Source organism: Algibacter sp. TI.3.09 (assembly GCF_038154905.1).
GTDB lineage: Bacteria > Bacteroidota > Bacteroidia > Flavobacteriales > Flavobacteriaceae > Algibacter.
In genome coordinates this window covers 1754085-1771888 of sequence record NZ_JBAKAN010000001.1, presented here as the reverse complement: position 1 = coordinate 1771888, position 17804 = coordinate 1754085, and the positions used below count along the sequence as shown (strand labels likewise).

Below are 17804 nucleotides of genomic sequence, written 5' to 3'. Positions count from 1 at the left end.
AAGGATAACAGCAATATAGTTGTTATTTTTGCAGGAGCAAATCCACAATGGTGGTAACAGTTCATAAATGTAATTGTGTTATCAAGAAAGGCAGAGGGAATAGACCCGTTGAAACCTTGGCAACCCTTTAAGAACCGAGATAACTATCAAGGAATTAAAGAAGGTGCTACATTCTACTTAGTAATTTTTAAAATTATTAGACAGATAACGAAAAGTGTTTCTTTAACTTTTCTTGATAAAACTTATAATAGAATACAACGTTTTAGCTAAGTGTTTCGTTCTTCAGTATTTTTAATTGCTGTAAACGAAAATAATCTAAAGCGTAAAAAGAAAAGAAAACATGTCGAATATCAGAGAAGCATTAAAAGAGCGAATTTTGGTTTTAGATGGTGCCATGGGTACGATGCTACAAGCTTATAAATTTCAAGAAGAAGATTTTAGAGGCGAACGCTTTAAAGATTATCCAACACCTTTACAGGGAAATAACGATTTACTATCGCTTACCCAGCCCGAAGCTATAAAAACCATACACGGTAAGTATTTTGCCGTAGGTGCTGATATTGTAGAAACCAATACTTTTTCGGGAACTACAATTGCTATGGCAGATTACCAAATGGAAGATTTAGTTTACGAGCTAAACTACGAGTCTGCAAGAATAGCCAAAGAAGTCGCCGACGAGTTTACTGCAAAAGAACCCCACAAACCTCGTTTTGTAGCGGGTTCAATAGGGCCAACAAACCGTACAGCAAGTATGTCTCCCGATGTTAACGATCCAGGATACAGAGCTGTTACTTTCGATGAGTTACGCATTGCATATAAACAACAAGTAGAAGCGCTTATTGATGGTGGTGTAGATTTACTTTTAGTTGAAACTGTATTTGATACCTTAAACGCCAAAGCTGCTTTATTTGCGATAGAAGAAGTAAAAGACGAACGTGGTATCGATATGCCAATTATGTTAAGTGGTACTATTACCGATGCTTCAGGACGAACATTATCAGGACAAACAGCTGAAGCTTTCTTAATTTCAGTATCTCATATTCCATTACTTTCAGTAGGGTTTAACTGTGCTTTAGGGGCTAATTTATTGCAACCTCACTTAGAAGCTATTGCTTCTAAAACAGATTTTGCTATATCAGCGCATCCTAATGCCGGATTACCAAATGCTTTTGGAGAATACGATGAAACTCCTGAAGAAATGGGAGAGCAAATAGAAGAATATTTAAAACGTAATTTAATAAATATTATAGGTGGTTGTTGTGGTACTAGTCCGAAGCATATTCGTGTTATAGCAGATCTTGCAGCCAAGTATAAGCCTAGAACCCATGGTGAATTGGTATAATTTTTAAATTATAAATTATGATTCTTGAAGTAGCCATATTGAATATTAAGAAAGGATTATCAAGTGATTTTGAAAATACATTTAAAATCGCTCAGAAAATCATTTCTTCAATGAAAGGCTATATCTCACACGATTTAAAAAAATGTGTTGAACAAGATGATAAATATATATTATTAGTGCATTGGGAAACCATTGAAGATCATGAAATTGGTTTCCGTAAATCACAAGAATATCAAGAATGGAAAACGTTGTTACATTCATTTTACGAACCTTTTCCAACAGTAGAACATTATAGATAATGAAGATAAAGCAATCAAAATACATGAAATTGTCTGGTTTAGAACCTTTAGTTCTAAGCGAAAACACCAATTTTATAAATGTAGGAGAACGTACTAATGTAGCGGGGTCTCGTAAGTTTTTACGATTAATTAATGAAGAGAAGTTCGATGAAGCTTTGGATATTGCACGTCACCAAGTAGATGGTGGAGCGCAAATTATCGACATTAATATGGACGACGGACTTATTGATGGTAAAGCATCGATGGTACGCTTTTTAAACCTTATTGCTGCCGAACCAGATATTTGCCGTGTGCCTATCATGATTGATAGTTCTAAGTGGGAAATTATCAATGCTGGTTTGCAAGTTGTGCAAGGAAAATGTGTGGTGAATTCTATTTCCTTAAAGGAAGGTGAAGAGAATTTTATTTGGCAAGCCAAGCAAATTAAACGCTATGGTGCCGCAGTTATTGTTATGGCTTTTGATGAAGTTGGGCAAGCAGATACATACCAAAGAAGAATTGAAATTGCTGAACGTTCATACCGTGTTTTAGTTGATAAAGTGGGGTTTGCTTCGGAAGATATTATTTTCGATTTAAATATATTTCCGGTAGCAACCGGAATGGACGAACACCGAAGAAATGCTATCGATTTTATCGAAGCAACACGTTGGGTGCGTCAAAATTTAGAAAATGTAAGTGTAAGTGGAGGTGTGAGTAACGTATCGTTTTCTTTTAGAGGAAACAATGGCGTTCGAGAAGCTATGCACTCAGTGTTTTTATATTATGCCATCCAGGCGGGTATGAATATGGGTATTGTAAATCCTGCGCTTTTAGAGATTTATGATGATATTCCAAAGGATTTATTAGAGCACGTTGAAGATGTTATTTTAGACAGAAGAGAAGATGCTACCGAACGTTTGTTAGACTTTGCAGAAACAGTAAAAGGTTCTAAAGTTGAAAAAGGTGTCGATTTATCTTGGCGAGAAAACCCAGTACAAGAGCGTATAACGCATGCTTTAGTAAAAGGTATTGATGCCTTTATTATTGAAGATGTTGAAATAGCAAGACAAGAAGCCGCAAAACCTATTGAAGTTATCGAAGGTCATTTAATGATCGGGATGAATGTGGTTGGAGATTTATTCGGAGCAGGTAAAATGTTTTTACCTCAGGTGGTAAAATCGGCGCGTGTAATGAAAAAAGCCGTTGGTTACTTAAACCCGTTTATTGAAGAAGAAAAGGGAGACAAACAAGAGCCTGTTGGAAAAATATTAATGGCTACCGTAAAAGGCGATGTGCACGATATTGGTAAAAACATTGTGAGCGTTGTTTTAGCTTGTAATAACTACGAAATTGTAGATTTAGGAGTTATGGTGCCGCCAGAAAAAATTATAGAAATGGCCATCAGCGAACGTGTTGACGCCATTGGTTTATCAGGGTTAATTACGCCATCATTAGACGAAATGGTATATCTAGCTAAAGAAATGCAACTTCAAAATTTTGAAGTGCCTTTACTTATTGGTGGTGCAACAACATCTAAAGCACATACAGCTGTAAAAATCGATACACAGTATAAAAACGCGGTGGTGCATGTTAATGATGCATCTCGTGCAGTTACCGTGGTTGGAGATTTATTAAATAAGAAAACTAACAATGCTTATGTCGCGAAGTTAAAAGCCGATTATGATGATTTTAGAAACAAGTTTTTAAAGCGTGGTAAAGAGAAATCTTATATTTCTATTGAAGAAGCTAGAAAAAGAAAATATAAAATAGATTGGGAAACGTCTAATATTTCTAAACCGAGAGAATTAGGTGTGCAAATATTAAAAATGCTAAGTTTAAAAGAATTGGAGCCTTTTATAGATTGGAGTCCGTTTTTTAGAAGTTGGGATTTACACGGGAAATTTCCTGATATTTTAACCGATGAGGTTGTAGGCGAGCAGGCTACTATTATGTATGCCGAAGCTCAGGAAATGATTAAGGAAATTATTGCCAAGCAACTTTTAAAACCGAAAGCTGTTTTTGGTTTGTTTGAAGCGAATACTATTAATGAAGATGATATTTCTGTTCAGAAAAATGGAAAGGAAATCGCGATTTTTAGAACGTTGCGTCAACAATTAAAAAAACGTGAAGGGATTCCAAATCATGCATTATCTGATTTTATAGCTCCTAAAGAATCTGGTAGAACGGATTATATGGGCGCATTCTGTGTTGCTATTTTTGGCGCTCAAGAATTAGCCGATAGTTATAGAGCTAAAGATGACGATTATAATGGTATTATGGCACAAGCTATTGCTGATAGATTTGCTGAAGCTTTCGCTGAATATTTACATAAAAAAATAAGATTAACACATTGGGGTTACGCTGCCGATGAAGATTTAAGTAACACCGATTTAATTAAGGAAAGTTATAAAGGTATTCGTCCGGCTCCAGGATATCCTGCATGTCCTGATCATTTAGAAAAGGAAACAATTTGGGAATTGCTAGAGGTTGAAAAACTAATTGGTGTAACCTTAACGGAAAGTTTAGCGATGTGGCCAGCTGCTGCAGTTTCGGGGTATTACTTTGGTAATCCAGAAGCGAAGTATTTTGGTTTAGGTAAAATAACTGACGATCAGTTAACTGATTATTCTGAACGTAAAGGCATCGATAAGAAAACAGCTAGAAAATGGTTGCATCCTAATTTAGCAGAAGAATAGCATGGCATTTATAGAGGTGACGTTAGGAAGCCACATGATTTCTCATGGTTATGATGCAGATAACAAAGAGGTTTTGGAACATGTTGCGGTAGATGGTTTTTCGAAGAAAGTGGTTGCCGTATCTCGAATAAAATCGTTGAGTGAAAAATATATTCTTACGGATTATTTGGATGGAAGATGGATTTATTGGGAGTACGCAGAAACTTTTGATGAGGTTAAAAATAAGCTGGTGAACCCGCGTTAGCGATTGCAACGGCATCCTTTTTTTGTTTCCGCCAAAGGCAAAAAAAGATATAGTGTAAAGCGCGACCCTTGTGGTAACGCCAAAATTAAACTAAAATATAGATAAGATTCTCGTTTTGTGAGGATGACAAAAAATAAGTAATGAAAGTAACAGACCATATTAAACAAGCCAACGGAAAAACGTTGTTTTCTTTTGAGGTAATTCCGCCAAAGAAAGGTACAAATATTCAGGATTTATATAATAATATCGATCCTTTAATGGAGTTTAATCCACCATTTATTGATGTTACCACATCTCGTGAGGAGTATGTGTATATTGATAAAGGCAATGGTTTGTTGGATAAGCGTATTACACGTATGCGCCCTGGTACGGTTGGTATTTGTGCATCTATTATGCATAAATATCAGGTAGATGCTATTCCGCATTTATTGTGTGGTGGTTTTACAAAAGAAGAAACTGAATATGTTTTGGTAGATTGCCACTATTTAGGTTTGGATAATGTAATGGCTTTGCGTGGTGATTCGATGAAAGATGAACCATATTTTAAACCTGTAGCAGGAGGAAATGCATTTGCGAGCGACTTAGTGCAACAAATTACAAACCTTAATAAAGGGCAGTATTTGCACGATGATTTTAAGGTTGAGCATAATTCGGACTTTTGTATTGGTGTGGCTGGTTACCCAGAGAAACACATGGAAGCGCCATCGCTGGTTAACGATTTACGTCGTTTAAAAGAGAAGGTAGATGCTGGTGCCGATTATGTGGTTACCCAGATGTTTTTTGATAATAATAAGTATTTTGAATTTGTAGATAAGGCTCGAGAAGCTGGAATTAATGTGCCTATTATTCCGGGAATTAAACCTATAGCTGTTAAAAGGCATTTACAAATTTTACCTCAGGTTTTTAAAATTGATTTACCTCAAAATTTAATCGATGCTGTTGAAGGTTGTAAGGATAATAAAGCGGTTAGACAAGTAGGTATTGAATTTGCTATACAGCAATCTAAAGAGTTGAAGGCGGCAGGTGTACCTGTATTGCATTATTACTCTATGGGGAAAAGTGATAACGTTAAGGCTATTGCCGAAGCTTTGTTTTAGTAAATAGTGTGGTTTGTACTTAAGTTTTAATGTTTACGTTGAAATTTAAGTACATTTGCCACACAGAAACCCGATAATGAAATTACTTTATACCTGCATATTTTGTGTCCTATTTTTTAGTGGCTTTTCACAAGATAAAACACATACATCTTACCTCGATTTAAGTTATTTTAAGGGTAATATTGCGCTTCATAATAACGATATACTTCATTTAATTAAAGGACATCCGGAAGGTTATCTTTTAAGTTGGAACAAAAAAACATACGGTTTTAACGATTGGGAACAACGTTTTAATTATCCGGATTATGGTGTTACTTATGCTTATCAAAACATGAAAAATGATGTTTTAGGTAATGTAACATCGCTTTATGCGCATTTTAATTTTTACTTTTTTAATAGAAATCTGCAATTTAGAATTGGGCAAGGTATGGGGTATACCGAAACGCCTTATGATAAGGTTGATAATTATAGAAATATTGCTTACGGTTCTAAATTAATGAGTAGCACCATGGTGATGCTTAACTATAAAAAAGAACGCATTATTGATCGCTTTGGTTTAACAGCTGGTTTTTCTTTAATACACTATTCTAATGCCAATGTTAAAGCACCTAACGCGAGTACAAATACTTTAGCGCTTAATGTTGGGTTAACCTATAATTTAGATAAAAAAGAGTTAGAGTATCAGCATACTTTAGCAGATAATGACAGACAATTTACACAAGCTATAAAATATAATTTTGTTTTTAGATCGGGTATAAACGAAAGTGATATTGTAGATAGTGGTCAGTATGCGTTTTACGTACTTTCTGCTTATGCAGATAAGCGTATTAACCGTAAAAGTGCTTTACAATTTGGTGCCGATGTTTTCTTTTCTAATTTTTTAAAGGAACTTATTTATTACCGAAGTGTTGCTTTCCCTGAGTTAGATGTATCTGGTGATGAAGATTATAAGCGTGTTGGTGTTTTTGTAGGGCACGAGTTGTTTATTAATAGAACATCGCTACTTACGCAGTTTGGTTATTATGTGTATTATCCATACGATTTTGAAGGCCAAACCTATTTAAGAATTGGTTTAAAACGTTACGTTGGTAAACAGCGAAAATGGTTTGGAGCCATGACCTTGAAGTCTCACGGAGCTAAAGCGGAAGCTGTTGAATTTGGAATTGGTGTTCGATTATGAAAAAGTTAATATATATATTCGTTTTTAGCCTTCTTTTTGCTTGTGATAGTGAAAATGCAGGCGATTGTTTTCAGAAAACAGGAGCTATAATACAGGAAGAATTTAGTGTTGATATTTTTACTGAAATATTAGTAAATCGCGATATTGAATTAATAATTACCGATGGTGCAACACAAAAGGTTACTGTTGAAACGGGTGAGAATTTAATTAATGATGTTGAAGCCATTGTAACCAATGGTAAATTAATATTAACGGATAATAACAGCTGCAATTATGTGCGTGATTATGGTATTACTAAAGTTTATGTAACGGCACCTAATATTACCGAAATTAGAAGTTCTACACAATATACCGTTAGTTCTAATGGTGTTTTAAGCTATCCAAGTTTGTCAATTTTATCTGAGGATTTTGGAGCAGAAGATTCGTTTACTAATGGTAACTTTGATTTAGAAATTGATAACACCAGTTTTTCTCTTGTTTTTAATAATCTCTCCAATTGTTTTGTTTCTGGTAAAACCGAAAATTTACGCATTATTTTTGCTGCAGGAACATCTCGTTTTGAGGGTAGAGATTTAATCGCTCAATCCGTTACTATATCAAATAGAAGTTCTAACGATATGGTTGTAAATCCACAGCAATCCCTTACGGGGAAAATTTCTGGGCCCGGAGATGTTATTTCGGTTAATACTCCAGATATTATTACTGTGGAAGAACTTTATACAGGTCGATTAATTTTCGAATAATTGAACCGATTGTTTCGCTATTTCTAACTCTTCATTGGTTGGAATAATTAATATTTTCACCTTAGATTCAATAGTGTTTACGGCTCTTAAGAGTTTCGATCTTTCTTTGTTTTTCTCTGTATCTATATTAATGCCTAGAAAATCTAAATCTTCACAAACCATTTTACGCATTAATTCTGAGTTTTCTCCTATTCCTGCGGTAAACACAATGGCGTCCAATCCGTTTAAAACAGCGGCATAGCTGCCAATGTATTTTTTAATGCGGTAGGTGTTCATTTGTAGAGCAAGCAAGCAATCTCTATTGCCTTTAGCAGCTTCTGTTTCTATTTCTCTTAGGTCGCTAAAACCAGTTAAGCCAAGCATACCACTTTTCTTTTGTAAGAGAGTGTTAATTTCATCTAAAGAGTAATTTAATTTACTTGCCAAATGAAAAATTACAGAAGGATCGATATCACCACTTCGCGTACCCATAATTAAGCCGTCTAAAGGTGTTAATCCCATAGAGTGATCTACAGCTTTTCCGTTTTTAATGGCTGTTATACTGCAACCATTACCTAAATGGATTGAAATTATTTTAGATTCTTTCTTACCTAAATAATGAATGGCTCGTTCTGATACGTATTTATGACTGGTACCATGAAAACCATACATTCTTATTTTATGTTCGGTTAAAAGGTTATTTGGTATGGCATATCTATAAGCATGCTCGGGGATAGATTGGTGGAATGCCGTATCGAAAACTGCGACTTGCTTAGCTGAAGGGAAAATAGCTTCGGCCACTTCAATACCTTCAAAATTTGCAGGATTGTGTAGAGGTGCTAAGCTAAAAAGATCTTTTATGTTGTCTTTTGCCCATTGGTTAATTTCGGTGGTTTCTTTAAATCTAGCACCACCTTGTACTACACGATGCCCAACAATATCAATATCTGAAGCCGATTTAATGATGCCGGTTTCACTATCTAAAAGTTGATGAGATAGTAGTTCTAATCCTTGTTTATGGTTGTAAATAGCAGTGACGTGCTCTATGGTATCTTTTTCAGTTTTGTAAATAAATTTCGCATCGTCCATTCCAATACGTTCAATTAAACCTGAACATAAAATAGTTTCGGCTGGCATTGAAAATAATTGAAATTTTAGAGATGAACTTCCTGAGTTTAAAACGAGTACTTGCATATTTTATAAATCTTGTGCTTGAATGGCTGTAATGATTACTGTGCTGTAAATATCGTCGGCAGTACAGCCACGACTTAAATCGTTTACAGGTTTGTTTAATCCTTGTAGAACAGGACCAATGGCTAATGCTCCGGTTTCTCTTTGTACGGCTTTGTACGTGTTGTTACCTGTATTTAAATCAGGGAAGATTAAAACACTAGCGCTACCTGCAACTTCTGAGTCTGGTAATTTACTTTTACCAATACGCATGTCTACAGCGGCATCATATTGAATTGGGCCTTCAATTTTTAAACTTGGCGCTAATTTTTTAACTATTTCGGTAGCTTCACGCACTTTTTCTACATCGGCTCCTTTTCCAGAGGCTCCAGAAGAATAAGATAACATGGCTACTTTTGGTTCAATTCCAAAGTTTTTAGCGGTTTCAGCAGATGATATAGCGATTTCGGCTAGCTGTTCTGCATTTGGGTTCGGGTTGATGGCACAATCTCCAAAAACAGAAATACGATCTTCTAAACACATAAAGAAAACAGAAGACACAATGTTAACATCTGGTTTCGTTTTTATAAACTGAAGGGCTGGTCTAAGGGTATGTTGCGTGGTGTGTACAGCTCCAGAAACCATACCATCTGCATGGCCTTTGTAAATCATCATGGTTCCAAAATACGATACATCAGAAATCATATCTCTTGCCATTTCTAAGTTTACATTTTTATGTTTTCTTAGTTCGTAAAGCGTGTTTACATAATCATCAAAATATGGCGATTTTGTTGGAGAAACAATATTTACTTTATTTGTGTCTAGGGCAATATCTAAAGTGATAAGGCGCTCTTTTATTAAGTTTTCGTCACCAATTAAGGTTAATTCTACAACCTGAGCATCTATTAACCTGGCTGCAGCTCTTAATACACGTTCATCATCACCTTCTGGTAAAACAATATGTTTTTTATTGTTTAGTGCGCGTTGCAATAAGTTATACTGAAACATGCGAGGCGTGAATATATCCGATTGAAAAGTGATTAAATCATTAGATAATTTATCGGTATCTACATGTTTTTCGAATGTTGCGATAGACATTTCAATCTTTTCAATATTATCGGCATAAATTTTAGATTTTATTTTTCCAATAGTATTTGTAACCGAAAAAGTACCAGATTTAACACTAATAATAGGTACTACGCTAGAAAGACCTTCAATTAATTTTAAAATAGATTCCTCAGGAATTAAACCTCCTGTTAAAATAATTCCTGATATTTTAGGGTAGTTTTTAGAAATATGAGCTTGTAAAGCACCAAGGATAATATCGGCGCGATCTCCGGGAGTAATAACTAATGCGTTTTCTTTTAGGTGTGTTAAGTAATTTCTTAACTGCATGGCGCCAACGCTAAAATTTTCGGCTTGGTTATTAACCATATCCTTACCAAAAAGGACATTACCATGTAGGTTTTTTACAATTTCTTTAATGGTTGGGCTTGCTAAACTTTTTATTTTCGGAATTACTGTAATATTGGTATCTGTATCCGTATTGATACGTTTCTGTAGTTTTTCCTTTAAGATAGAAATTTGATCTTCATCAACCTTGTTGGTTACAAGAGAAAGTACATCAACTTCACCTTTAAATGTATCATGAGCTAATTGTACGCTATCAACAATAGATTTTAAATCTTTTTTATCACCTTGAGAAACAATTATAACGGGAATACTCAGGTTTTTAGAAATCAAGATGTTAATGTCTAATTCTAAGCTGGAGTTTTCATGAGAAAAATCGGTGCCTTCAACTAAAACAAAATCAAAGCGGGATTCAAGGTATTTGTATTTTTTAATAATTTCGTCAATAACCTTTCCAGATTTGCCTTGGTTGTATAAATCTAAGACTTCGTTTCGGGTAAAAGCGAAAGTGTTTTTATAATTAATATCTATTTCAAAATGTGAAATTACGGTGCTAATATGGTTGTCCATTTCACCTTCATCGAGGTCTTCAATAATAGGTCTAAAATAACCAACCTTTGCTGTTTTTCCTAAAAGCATACGCATTAGGCCTAACACAATAACCGATTTTCCGCTGTTGGGCTCTATAGTAGCCACATAAATTCCTTTGCTCATCGTAATATATTTGTTACGTTATAAATATAGAGATATTACTTGTTTTTAGCTAAGTAATATTGCAAATTTATTAGGTTTGAGCGTGGGTAAAGATGATTTATATCATGCTTTTCTATTTTAAAAACGGGCTTATGCGGTTAATTCTCTAAAAAGCGATTCTAAACTTGCGTTTTTCTGATTAAGTTGAAGAATTTTTAATTGGTTATCGTGTGCAAAATCAAAAACATGAGATCGCATATCTTCGGAAGTTTTAAATGTAATTTCGTAAACAAAGCCATAGGTGTTTTTTACACTTTTCACTTTCGGTAATCTAATTAGAAAAGCATCTTCAACTCTAAAATCGAATTCTACAATTACAGTTTGTTCTTTTTCGTCTCGTAGTTCGTTAAGTTTTTTGTCGGCTACAATCTCTCCTTTGTTAATTATAATAACGCGGTCGCACATGGCTTCTACCTCTTGCATAATGTGTGTTGAAAGAAAAACGGTTTTTGTTTGGCCTATATGTTTAATTAAATTTCTTATTTCTACTAATTGGTTTGGGTCTAATCCGGTTGTAGGTTCGTCTAAAATTAAAACTTCAGGATCATGGAGTAGGGCATTGGCTAACCCAACACGTTGGCGATACCCTTTAGATAGTTGCCCTATTTTTTTATGCATTTCTGGAGTTAAGCCTGTAAGCTCTATAACTTCGTTAATACGTTTTTTATCAACCTTATATATATCGGCATTAAATTTTAAATACTCTTTTACAAACATATCTAGATACAGTGGGTTGTGCTCTGGTAAGTAGCCCACACTTTTTTGTACCTGTTGTTTAGCTTCATCTATATCATGTCCATTTACTTTGGCCGCACCTTCGGAAGGTTGAATAAATGTGGTTAAAATTTTCATCATGGTCGATTTTCCTGCACCATTAGGACCAAGAAATCCAACAATTTCAGGTTTTTTTACGGTAAACGAAATATTGTTTAAAGCTTTCTGATTTCCGTAAAGCTTTGATATTCCTGTAACTTCTATCGACATAAATTAATTGTTTGTTCAAAAATAATGAATATGAATGTAAAAATCTTGACGATTCCCTTTTTTAAGATGTTTTAGTGTATTCCGTATATAATTTAAAATTGTGCATAATAATGGTAGGTTTTATGTGGAATCTTTATTTTTTTAAATAAAATGTAAAAAAAAGTTTTATTGTATTTTGATTTCTTAATAAAATAATTACTTTAGCCACTCAATTATCACTATGACAGTATATTTTACATATTTTAACAACTGGTTTTATTTCTTTTTTAGCGAAAAGAACGAGGCGTTGTATGTATAATTTAAAACTATAAATTTAATATGAGTCTCGATGAAAATCGAGACTTTTTTTTGTTTAACAATCTATTGAACATTAATAAAAAACAATAAAAATTGATAAAAACAGTAGCTATACAAGGTATAAAAGGGTCATATCATCATATTGTGTCAAAACAATTTTTTGAAACTCCTGTGGCTACTATCGATTGTTTATCATTCGATAGAGTAGTAGATTCGTTAATTACAGAAGAATGTGATGCAGGAATTATGGCACTCGAAAATTCGATTGCGGGTTCTATTATTCCTAATTATGCATTAATCGATAAGTATAATCTTCATGTTGTTGGAGAGCATTATTTAGATATTCAGCATAGTTTAATGGCATTGCCAAACCAGAGTATTTTGGATATTGAAGAGGTGTATTCACATCCTATGGCGCTATTACAATGTAAAGAGTTTTTTAGAGATTATCCGCATATTAAATTAATTGAAGATAAAGATACGGCCGAAGTGGCAGAGCGTATTCAGAATAAAAAATTAAAAGGTGTTGCAGCCATTGCTAGTGAATTTGCAGCCGAAATTTTCGAGCTCAATATTTTAGCAAAAAGTATACAAACCATTAAAAACAACGAAACTCGTTTTGCTATTGTACAACGTACAAAAACAGATCTTTTAGAGTCGGAAATTAGTAAGGCATCTATAAAGTTTGAAGCGAACCACAAACGAGGCAGTTTAGCGACTATTTTAAATGTAATGAGCGATTGCAAGTTGAATTTAACAAAAATACAGAGCCTTCCAATTATTGAAACACCTTGGAAGTACGCCTTTTTTGTTGATGTAACCTTCGATGATTATGCTAGTTTTCAGAAAGCAAAATCATTAATAGAAATAATGGGAGACGATTTTAAAGTTTTAGGTGAATATAAAAATGCAAAATTATGATTGAAGTAGCCGATAGATTGCATAGTGTTGAAGAATACTACTTCTCAAGAAAATTGAAAGAAGTAAACGCACTAATAGCAAGTGGGAAACCTGTAATAAATTTAGGTATTGGTAGTCCAGATTTGCAACCATCGCAAAAAGTAGTAGATGCTTTAACCGAAGGATTGTTGAGTCCGAATGCACATAAATATCAAAGTTATCAGGGCTTGCCAGAGTTGCGTCAAGCTATTTCAGGATTTTATAAAACGCATTACAATGTTGATTTAAATCCAAATGCTGAAGTGCTTCCATTAATGGGAAGTAAAGAAGGTATTATGCATATTTCAATGGCATATTTAAATAAAGGTGATGCTGTTTTAATACCAAATCCAGGTTATCCAACCTATCAATCGGTAACTAAATTGTTAGAGGCAGAACCAATTTTTTATGAGTTAGACGCTGCTAATAACTGGCAACCAGATTTAGAAGCTTTAGAGCAACAAGATTTAAGTAAAGTAAAGCTAATGTGGGTAAATTATCCGCATATGCCAACAGGAACTCAACCATCTGAAACGTTGTTTGAAGATTTAGTGGCTTTTGCTAAAAAGCATGATATTTTAATAGTAAATGATAATCCGTATAGTTTCATTTTAAATGAAAATCCTACGAGTATTTTAAATGTAGAAGGCGCTAAAGATGTTTGTTTAGAACTTAACTCATTAAGTAAAACCTTCAATATGGCCGGATGGCGTGTTGGGATGGTTGTTGGTGATAATAAGTATATAAACGATATTTTAAAAGTGAAAAGCAATATGGATTCCGGAATGTTTTACGGTATTCAAAAAGGTGCAATTGAAGCTTTAAAATGTTCTAGCGAATGGTTTTCAACCTTAAATAACGTTTATAAAGAACGTCGTGATTTAGTTTGGAAATTAGCCGAAGCATTAAATTGCACGTACGATGAAAATGCAACAGGACTTTTTGTTTGGGCAAAACTGCCTGCAGATGTAAAAGCAGAAGCGTATATCGATTTAATATTGAAAGAGAAAAGTATATTCTTAACTCCAGGAACTATTTTTGGTTCTCAAGGTGAAGGTTATATTAGGTTTTCTTTATGTGCACAAACCGAAGATTTACAAGAAGCCATAGCGCGTGTAAGTTAATAGTTAATTGCCATTTAGAATTTTAGACATTATAAAAAAGTAAATAGTAATAAAGTAAAACCCGTAACAGTTCGTTCTCCAAGAGGAGAAGGTTAGGGAGCAAAATGAAAAATATATATTCAATAGGCATAGGGTTAATAGGTGGTAGTTTAGCTAAGGATATAAAAGCCCTTAGACCAGATGTTATTATCCATGGTATTAGCCGTAAAGACAGTACGCTTGAAGAAGCTTTGGCTTTAAATTTAATTGATAAAAAAGCAACGCTAGACGATTTAAAAAATGCCGATTTAGTTATTATTTCTATACCCGTAGATGCAACTGTAAAATTGTTGCCAACTATTTTAGATTTAATTCCAGAAACAGGCTTAGTAGTCGATGCGGGATCAACTAAAGTTGATATTTGTAAAGTGGTAGAAAACCACCCTAAACGCCGTAATTTTTTAGCAATGCATCCTATTGCAGGAACAGAGCATTCTGGACCGGCAGCTGCTATCAGCGGTTTGTTTCAAGGGAAAACAAATATTGTTTGTGAGGTTGAAAAAACAACGTTTAAGCTACAAGAAAAGGCTTTAAAATTGTTTAGTGATATTGGTATGAGAATTCGATATATGAATCCGGAAGCTCATGATAAGCATATTGCTTATGTATCGCACCTGTCGCATATTAGTTCTTTTATGTTAGGAAAAACGGTTATTGATAAAGAAAGAAACGAACGCGATATTTTTGATATGGCAGGCAGTGGATTTGCATCAACAGTGCGTTTAGCAAAAAGTTCGCCAGCCATGTGGACACCTATTTTTAAACAGAACAAAGCCAATGTTATTGAAACATTAGAAGAGTATATTAACAACCTGTCTCACTTTAAAGAGCTTATGAAACAAGATGATTTCGAAGCGATTTATAAAGAGATGGAAAGCACAAATTATATAAAAGATATATTAAACGGAATACATTAAACCTGAAAAAAAATTGAATATCCAATTTCGACACTACACTAAATAATAAAAAGCACGGAAATTGGAATTTCATTTTGAAATTTGATTAAGATTATGGAAAACACAAAAGAAATGAGAACCTGGTTAGATGATTTAAACTTAGATCATCCATTAGTAATTGCTGGACCTTGCAGTGCTGAAACAGAAGAACAAGTATTAAAAATAGCTCATGAGCTAAAAGATACCGATGTAAGCTATTTTAGAGCTGGTATTTGGAAACCAAGAACACGCCCAGGAATGTTTGAAGGTGTTGGTGCTTTAGGTTTAAAATGGTTACAAAAAGTAAAAGCTGAAACAGGGATGAAAGTTTGTACGGAAGTAGCAAATGCTGCTCACGTAAAATTAGCTTTAGAGCATGATATCGATTTATTATGGATTGGTGCACGTTCTACAGTATCTCCTTTTATTATGCAAGAAATTGCAGATGCTTTACAAGGTACAGATAAGCCTGTGTTAATTAAAAACCCAGTAAATCCAGATTTAGCTTTATGGTTAGGCGGTATCGAAAGAATTTACAAAGCGGGTGTTAAAAACATTGGAGCAATCCATAGAGGTTTTTCTACTTACGAAAAATCAAAATACAGAAATACTCCAGAATGGCAATTAGCTATTGAATTTCAAAACAAATATCCAGATATTCCATTAATAAACGATCCATCGCATATTACAGGAAAAAGAGATATGATTTTTGATGTATCTCAAACAGCTTTAGATTTAAACTTTGACGGATTAATGATTGAAACTCATTACGATCCAGAAAACGCATGGAGTGATGCTGCACAACAAGTAACACCATCTACTTTAGTGCAAATAATGAGAGATTTAAAAATTAGAAAAGAATCTAATACAGAAGAAGAATACAATAGTTCTTTAGATAATTTAAGAGCACAAATTGACGTTGTTGATAATCAAATTCTTGATTTATTAGGAAAGAGAATGAAAACTTCTGATAGTATCGGAGCGCTTAAAAAACAAAAGAACGTTGCCGTTTTACAATCTAAACGTTGGAATGAAATTTTAGGTAAAATGGTTTTAGAAGGTGAGCAACATGGTTTAAGTGAAGAATTTATCTTAAAAATGTTTAAAGCAGTACACCAAGAATCTATCAATCACCAAGAAAAAGTGATTAACGGATAGTAATTAAATAAAATTACTACAATTTATAAAAAATCTGACAATTAATTGTCAGATTTTTTTATTTTTGGCCGAATGAATTTTTATCGGCTCTCTTTTATTTTTTTCTTTGGTGTTATTAACACCTTGTCTTCTCAGGAGCTTTCTTACGAGTATATTCCTGGAAATATTGATTCTTTAAAGATTTATTTTAAACGGATTAATTCCAATCATATTAAAAAAATTAATGGGTCTTTTTCTTCAAAAATTAAGAAATATTATAAGAATAGAGATGAAAAATCTTTAGATGCGGTTAAAGACAGTACTTATGTTTTTAATTCTAAAATAAAAGAAAATTTGGATCCTATACTTCAACATATTTATAAATCTAACCCAGAAATTAATCCAACAGACTTTAATTTTTTTATTAAAAATTCAATAGTTCCAAATGCTGCTTGTTATGGAGATGGTATGTTTGAAATTAATTTAGGATTACTGACTAAATTAGAGTCTAATGACGAATTAGCTTTTATAATATGTCATGAAGTAGCGCATAAATTGTTAGATCATTCAATAAAAGGCACTACTAAAAGAGTTAGTTCTATTAATTCAAAAGAAATTAAAAAAAAGGTAAAGAAAATTAAGAGAAATAAATATGGACGGACAAGAGCTGCACTTTCTTTAATAGATGAATTGAGTATTGATTTATTAGATTATTCTAAGGAGGTGGAAGCGGAGGCAGATTCTTTAGGTTTTGTTCTTTTTTCTAAAACAAAGTATTCGAAATTTGCTGCATTATATGCTTTAGAAAAATTAAGAAAGGTAGATGAAATGATTTTATCTCATGATGTTAAAATAGATAGTGTATTTAATTTTAGAAGTTATCCATTTAAAGATTACTGGTTAAAAGAAAGTACATCGCTTTTTGATACAAATGAAAAAACAAATGATTTTAGTTTGGTTTCTGATACTTTGAAAACCCACCCAGAAATTGAGTTTAGGGTGAATAAATTGGTTAAAGATTTTAGTATAGTAAGAGAAGAGATTGTCGTTAGTAGGACTACTGAATATAGTTATGAAGATTTAAAACATATATCAAATATGCAAAGTATTCAGTTTGCTTTTGATTTAAAATTTCTAGATCTAGCATTATACCAATTAATAGAAAAGTATAATAGTAAACATATAACATCAGATTATTACTATTCTAAAATAGCCGAAGTGTTATATATGGCGGCACAAGCAAAAAAAAAGCATGAATTAGGGAAGTATGTGCCTCAAAAGAATAGTTTTTCGGATGAAAAACAATTAAATCTAATTAGACTTTTTTTACATAATCTAGAGCTTAGCGAAGTCAAAAAAATATGGATAGCTTTCTATGAATCAATTGAGGGTGAAAAAAATAATATTGAAAATCTCAATAAAATAATAGAATTTTTTAAATCAATTAATAAATAATC

Annotated in this window: 15 protein-coding genes and 1 riboswitch; of the genes, 12 read left to right on the top strand and 3 right to left on the bottom strand. The window is 33.3% G+C overall.

All coding sequences use genetic code 11. The annotated features are described in order from the left end of the window. Positions 1–75 precede the first annotated feature (75 nt). A riboswitch (SAM riboswitch) is annotated at positions 76–211 on the top strand. 129 nt (positions 212–340) lie between these two features. The 7 genes from V6246_RS07060 (at position 341) to V6246_RS07030 (ending at position 7580) form a co-directional block, all read left to right on the top strand. After that, positions 341–1342: a homocysteine S-methyltransferase family protein gene (locus V6246_RS07060; protein ID WP_341559765.1), complete on the top strand. Its 1002-nt coding sequence runs from the start codon at positions 341–343 to the stop codon at positions 1340–1342. A gap of 17 nt (positions 1343–1359) precedes the next feature. Beyond that, positions 1360–1641, top strand: coding sequence for an antibiotic biosynthesis monooxygenase family protein (locus V6246_RS07055; RefSeq protein WP_042497219.1), 282 nt, complete (start codon positions 1360–1362; stop codon positions 1639–1641). Then, positions 1641–4316 (top strand): methionine synthase, encoded by a 2676-nt coding sequence (gene metH / locus V6246_RS07050; RefSeq protein WP_341559764.1) that lies wholly within the window; start codon positions 1641–1643, stop codon positions 4314–4316. The genes V6246_RS07055 and metH overlap by 1 nt, the downstream gene beginning before the upstream one ends. Positions 4317–4332: 16 nt before the next feature. Then, positions 4333–4560 carry a hypothetical protein gene (locus V6246_RS07045; RefSeq protein WP_341559763.1) on the top strand — a complete coding sequence of 76 codons (228 nt, stop codon included), beginning with the start codon at positions 4333–4335 and terminating at the stop codon, positions 4558–4560. Between the two features lie 140 nt (positions 4561–4700). Beyond that, the gene (metF, locus tag V6246_RS07040) at positions 4701–5657 is read left to right on the top strand and encodes a methylenetetrahydrofolate reductase [NAD(P)H] (RefSeq protein WP_304403890.1); all 957 of its coding nucleotides are present in this window, start codon (positions 4701–4703) and stop codon (positions 5655–5657) included. Positions 5658–5733: 76 nt separating this feature from the next. Next, complete coding sequence (locus V6246_RS07035; protein ID WP_341559762.1) at positions 5734–6837, top strand: acyloxyacyl hydrolase; 1104 nt, start codon at positions 5734–5736, stop codon at positions 6835–6837. After that, positions 6834–7580: a head GIN domain-containing protein gene (locus V6246_RS07030; RefSeq protein WP_341559761.1), complete on the top strand. Its 747-nt coding sequence runs from the start codon at positions 6834–6836 to the stop codon at positions 7578–7580. Before V6246_RS07035 ends, V6246_RS07030 begins: the two co-directional genes overlap by 4 nt. Here the strand turns inward: V6246_RS07030 and V6246_RS07025 are convergent. From V6246_RS07025 to gldA, 3 genes are all read right to left on the bottom strand, one after another. Beyond that, complete coding sequence (locus tag V6246_RS07025; protein ID WP_341559760.1) at positions 7566–8753, bottom strand: acetate/propionate family kinase; 1188 nt, start codon at positions 8751–8753, stop codon at positions 7566–7568. The two genes, V6246_RS07030 and V6246_RS07025, sit on opposite strands and share 15 nt — an antisense overlap. A gap of 3 nt (positions 8754–8756) precedes the next feature. Beyond that, positions 8757–10853 carry a phosphate acetyltransferase gene (pta, locus tag V6246_RS07020; RefSeq protein ID WP_341559759.1) on the bottom strand — a complete coding sequence of 699 codons (2097 nt, stop codon included), beginning with the start codon at positions 10851–10853 and terminating at the stop codon, positions 8757–8759. A gap of 129 nt (positions 10854–10982) precedes the next feature. Further along, the gene (gene gldA, locus V6246_RS07015; RefSeq protein ID WP_341559758.1) at positions 10983–11876 is read right to left on the bottom strand and encodes a gliding motility-associated ABC transporter ATP-binding subunit GldA; all 894 of its coding nucleotides are present in this window, start codon (positions 11874–11876) and stop codon (positions 10983–10985) included. A 390-nt stretch (positions 11877–12266) separates the two neighbouring features. Between gldA and V6246_RS07010 the strand changes: the two genes are divergently transcribed. The 5 genes from V6246_RS07010 to V6246_RS06990 all read left to right on the top strand — a co-directional run bounded on the left by V6246_RS07010 (position 12267) and on the right by V6246_RS06990 (position 17802). Next, positions 12267–13094, top strand: coding sequence for a prephenate dehydratase (locus tag V6246_RS07010; protein WP_341559757.1), 828 nt, complete (start codon positions 12267–12269; stop codon positions 13092–13094). Next, positions 13091–14236 (top strand): pyridoxal phosphate-dependent aminotransferase, encoded by a 1146-nt coding sequence (locus V6246_RS07005; RefSeq protein ID WP_042497234.1) that lies wholly within the window; start codon positions 13091–13093, stop codon positions 14234–14236. Before V6246_RS07010 ends, V6246_RS07005 begins: the two co-directional genes overlap by 4 nt. A 104-nt stretch (positions 14237–14340) precedes the next feature. Then, positions 14341–15192, top strand: coding sequence for a prephenate dehydrogenase (locus V6246_RS07000; protein WP_042497237.1), 852 nt, complete (start codon positions 14341–14343; stop codon positions 15190–15192). A 93-nt stretch (positions 15193–15285) separates the two neighbouring features. Continuing rightward, positions 15286–16368 carry a bifunctional 3-deoxy-7-phosphoheptulonate synthase/chorismate mutase type II gene (locus tag V6246_RS06995; protein WP_042497238.1) on the top strand — a complete coding sequence of 361 codons (1083 nt, stop codon included), beginning with the start codon at positions 15286–15288 and terminating at the stop codon, positions 16366–16368. 45 nt (positions 16369–16413) lie between these two features. After that, positions 16414–17802 (top strand): M48 family metalloprotease, encoded by a 1389-nt coding sequence (locus V6246_RS06990; RefSeq protein ID WP_341559756.1) that lies wholly within the window; start codon positions 16414–16416, stop codon positions 17800–17802. The last annotated feature ends 2 nt before the right edge of the window (positions 17803–17804 follow it).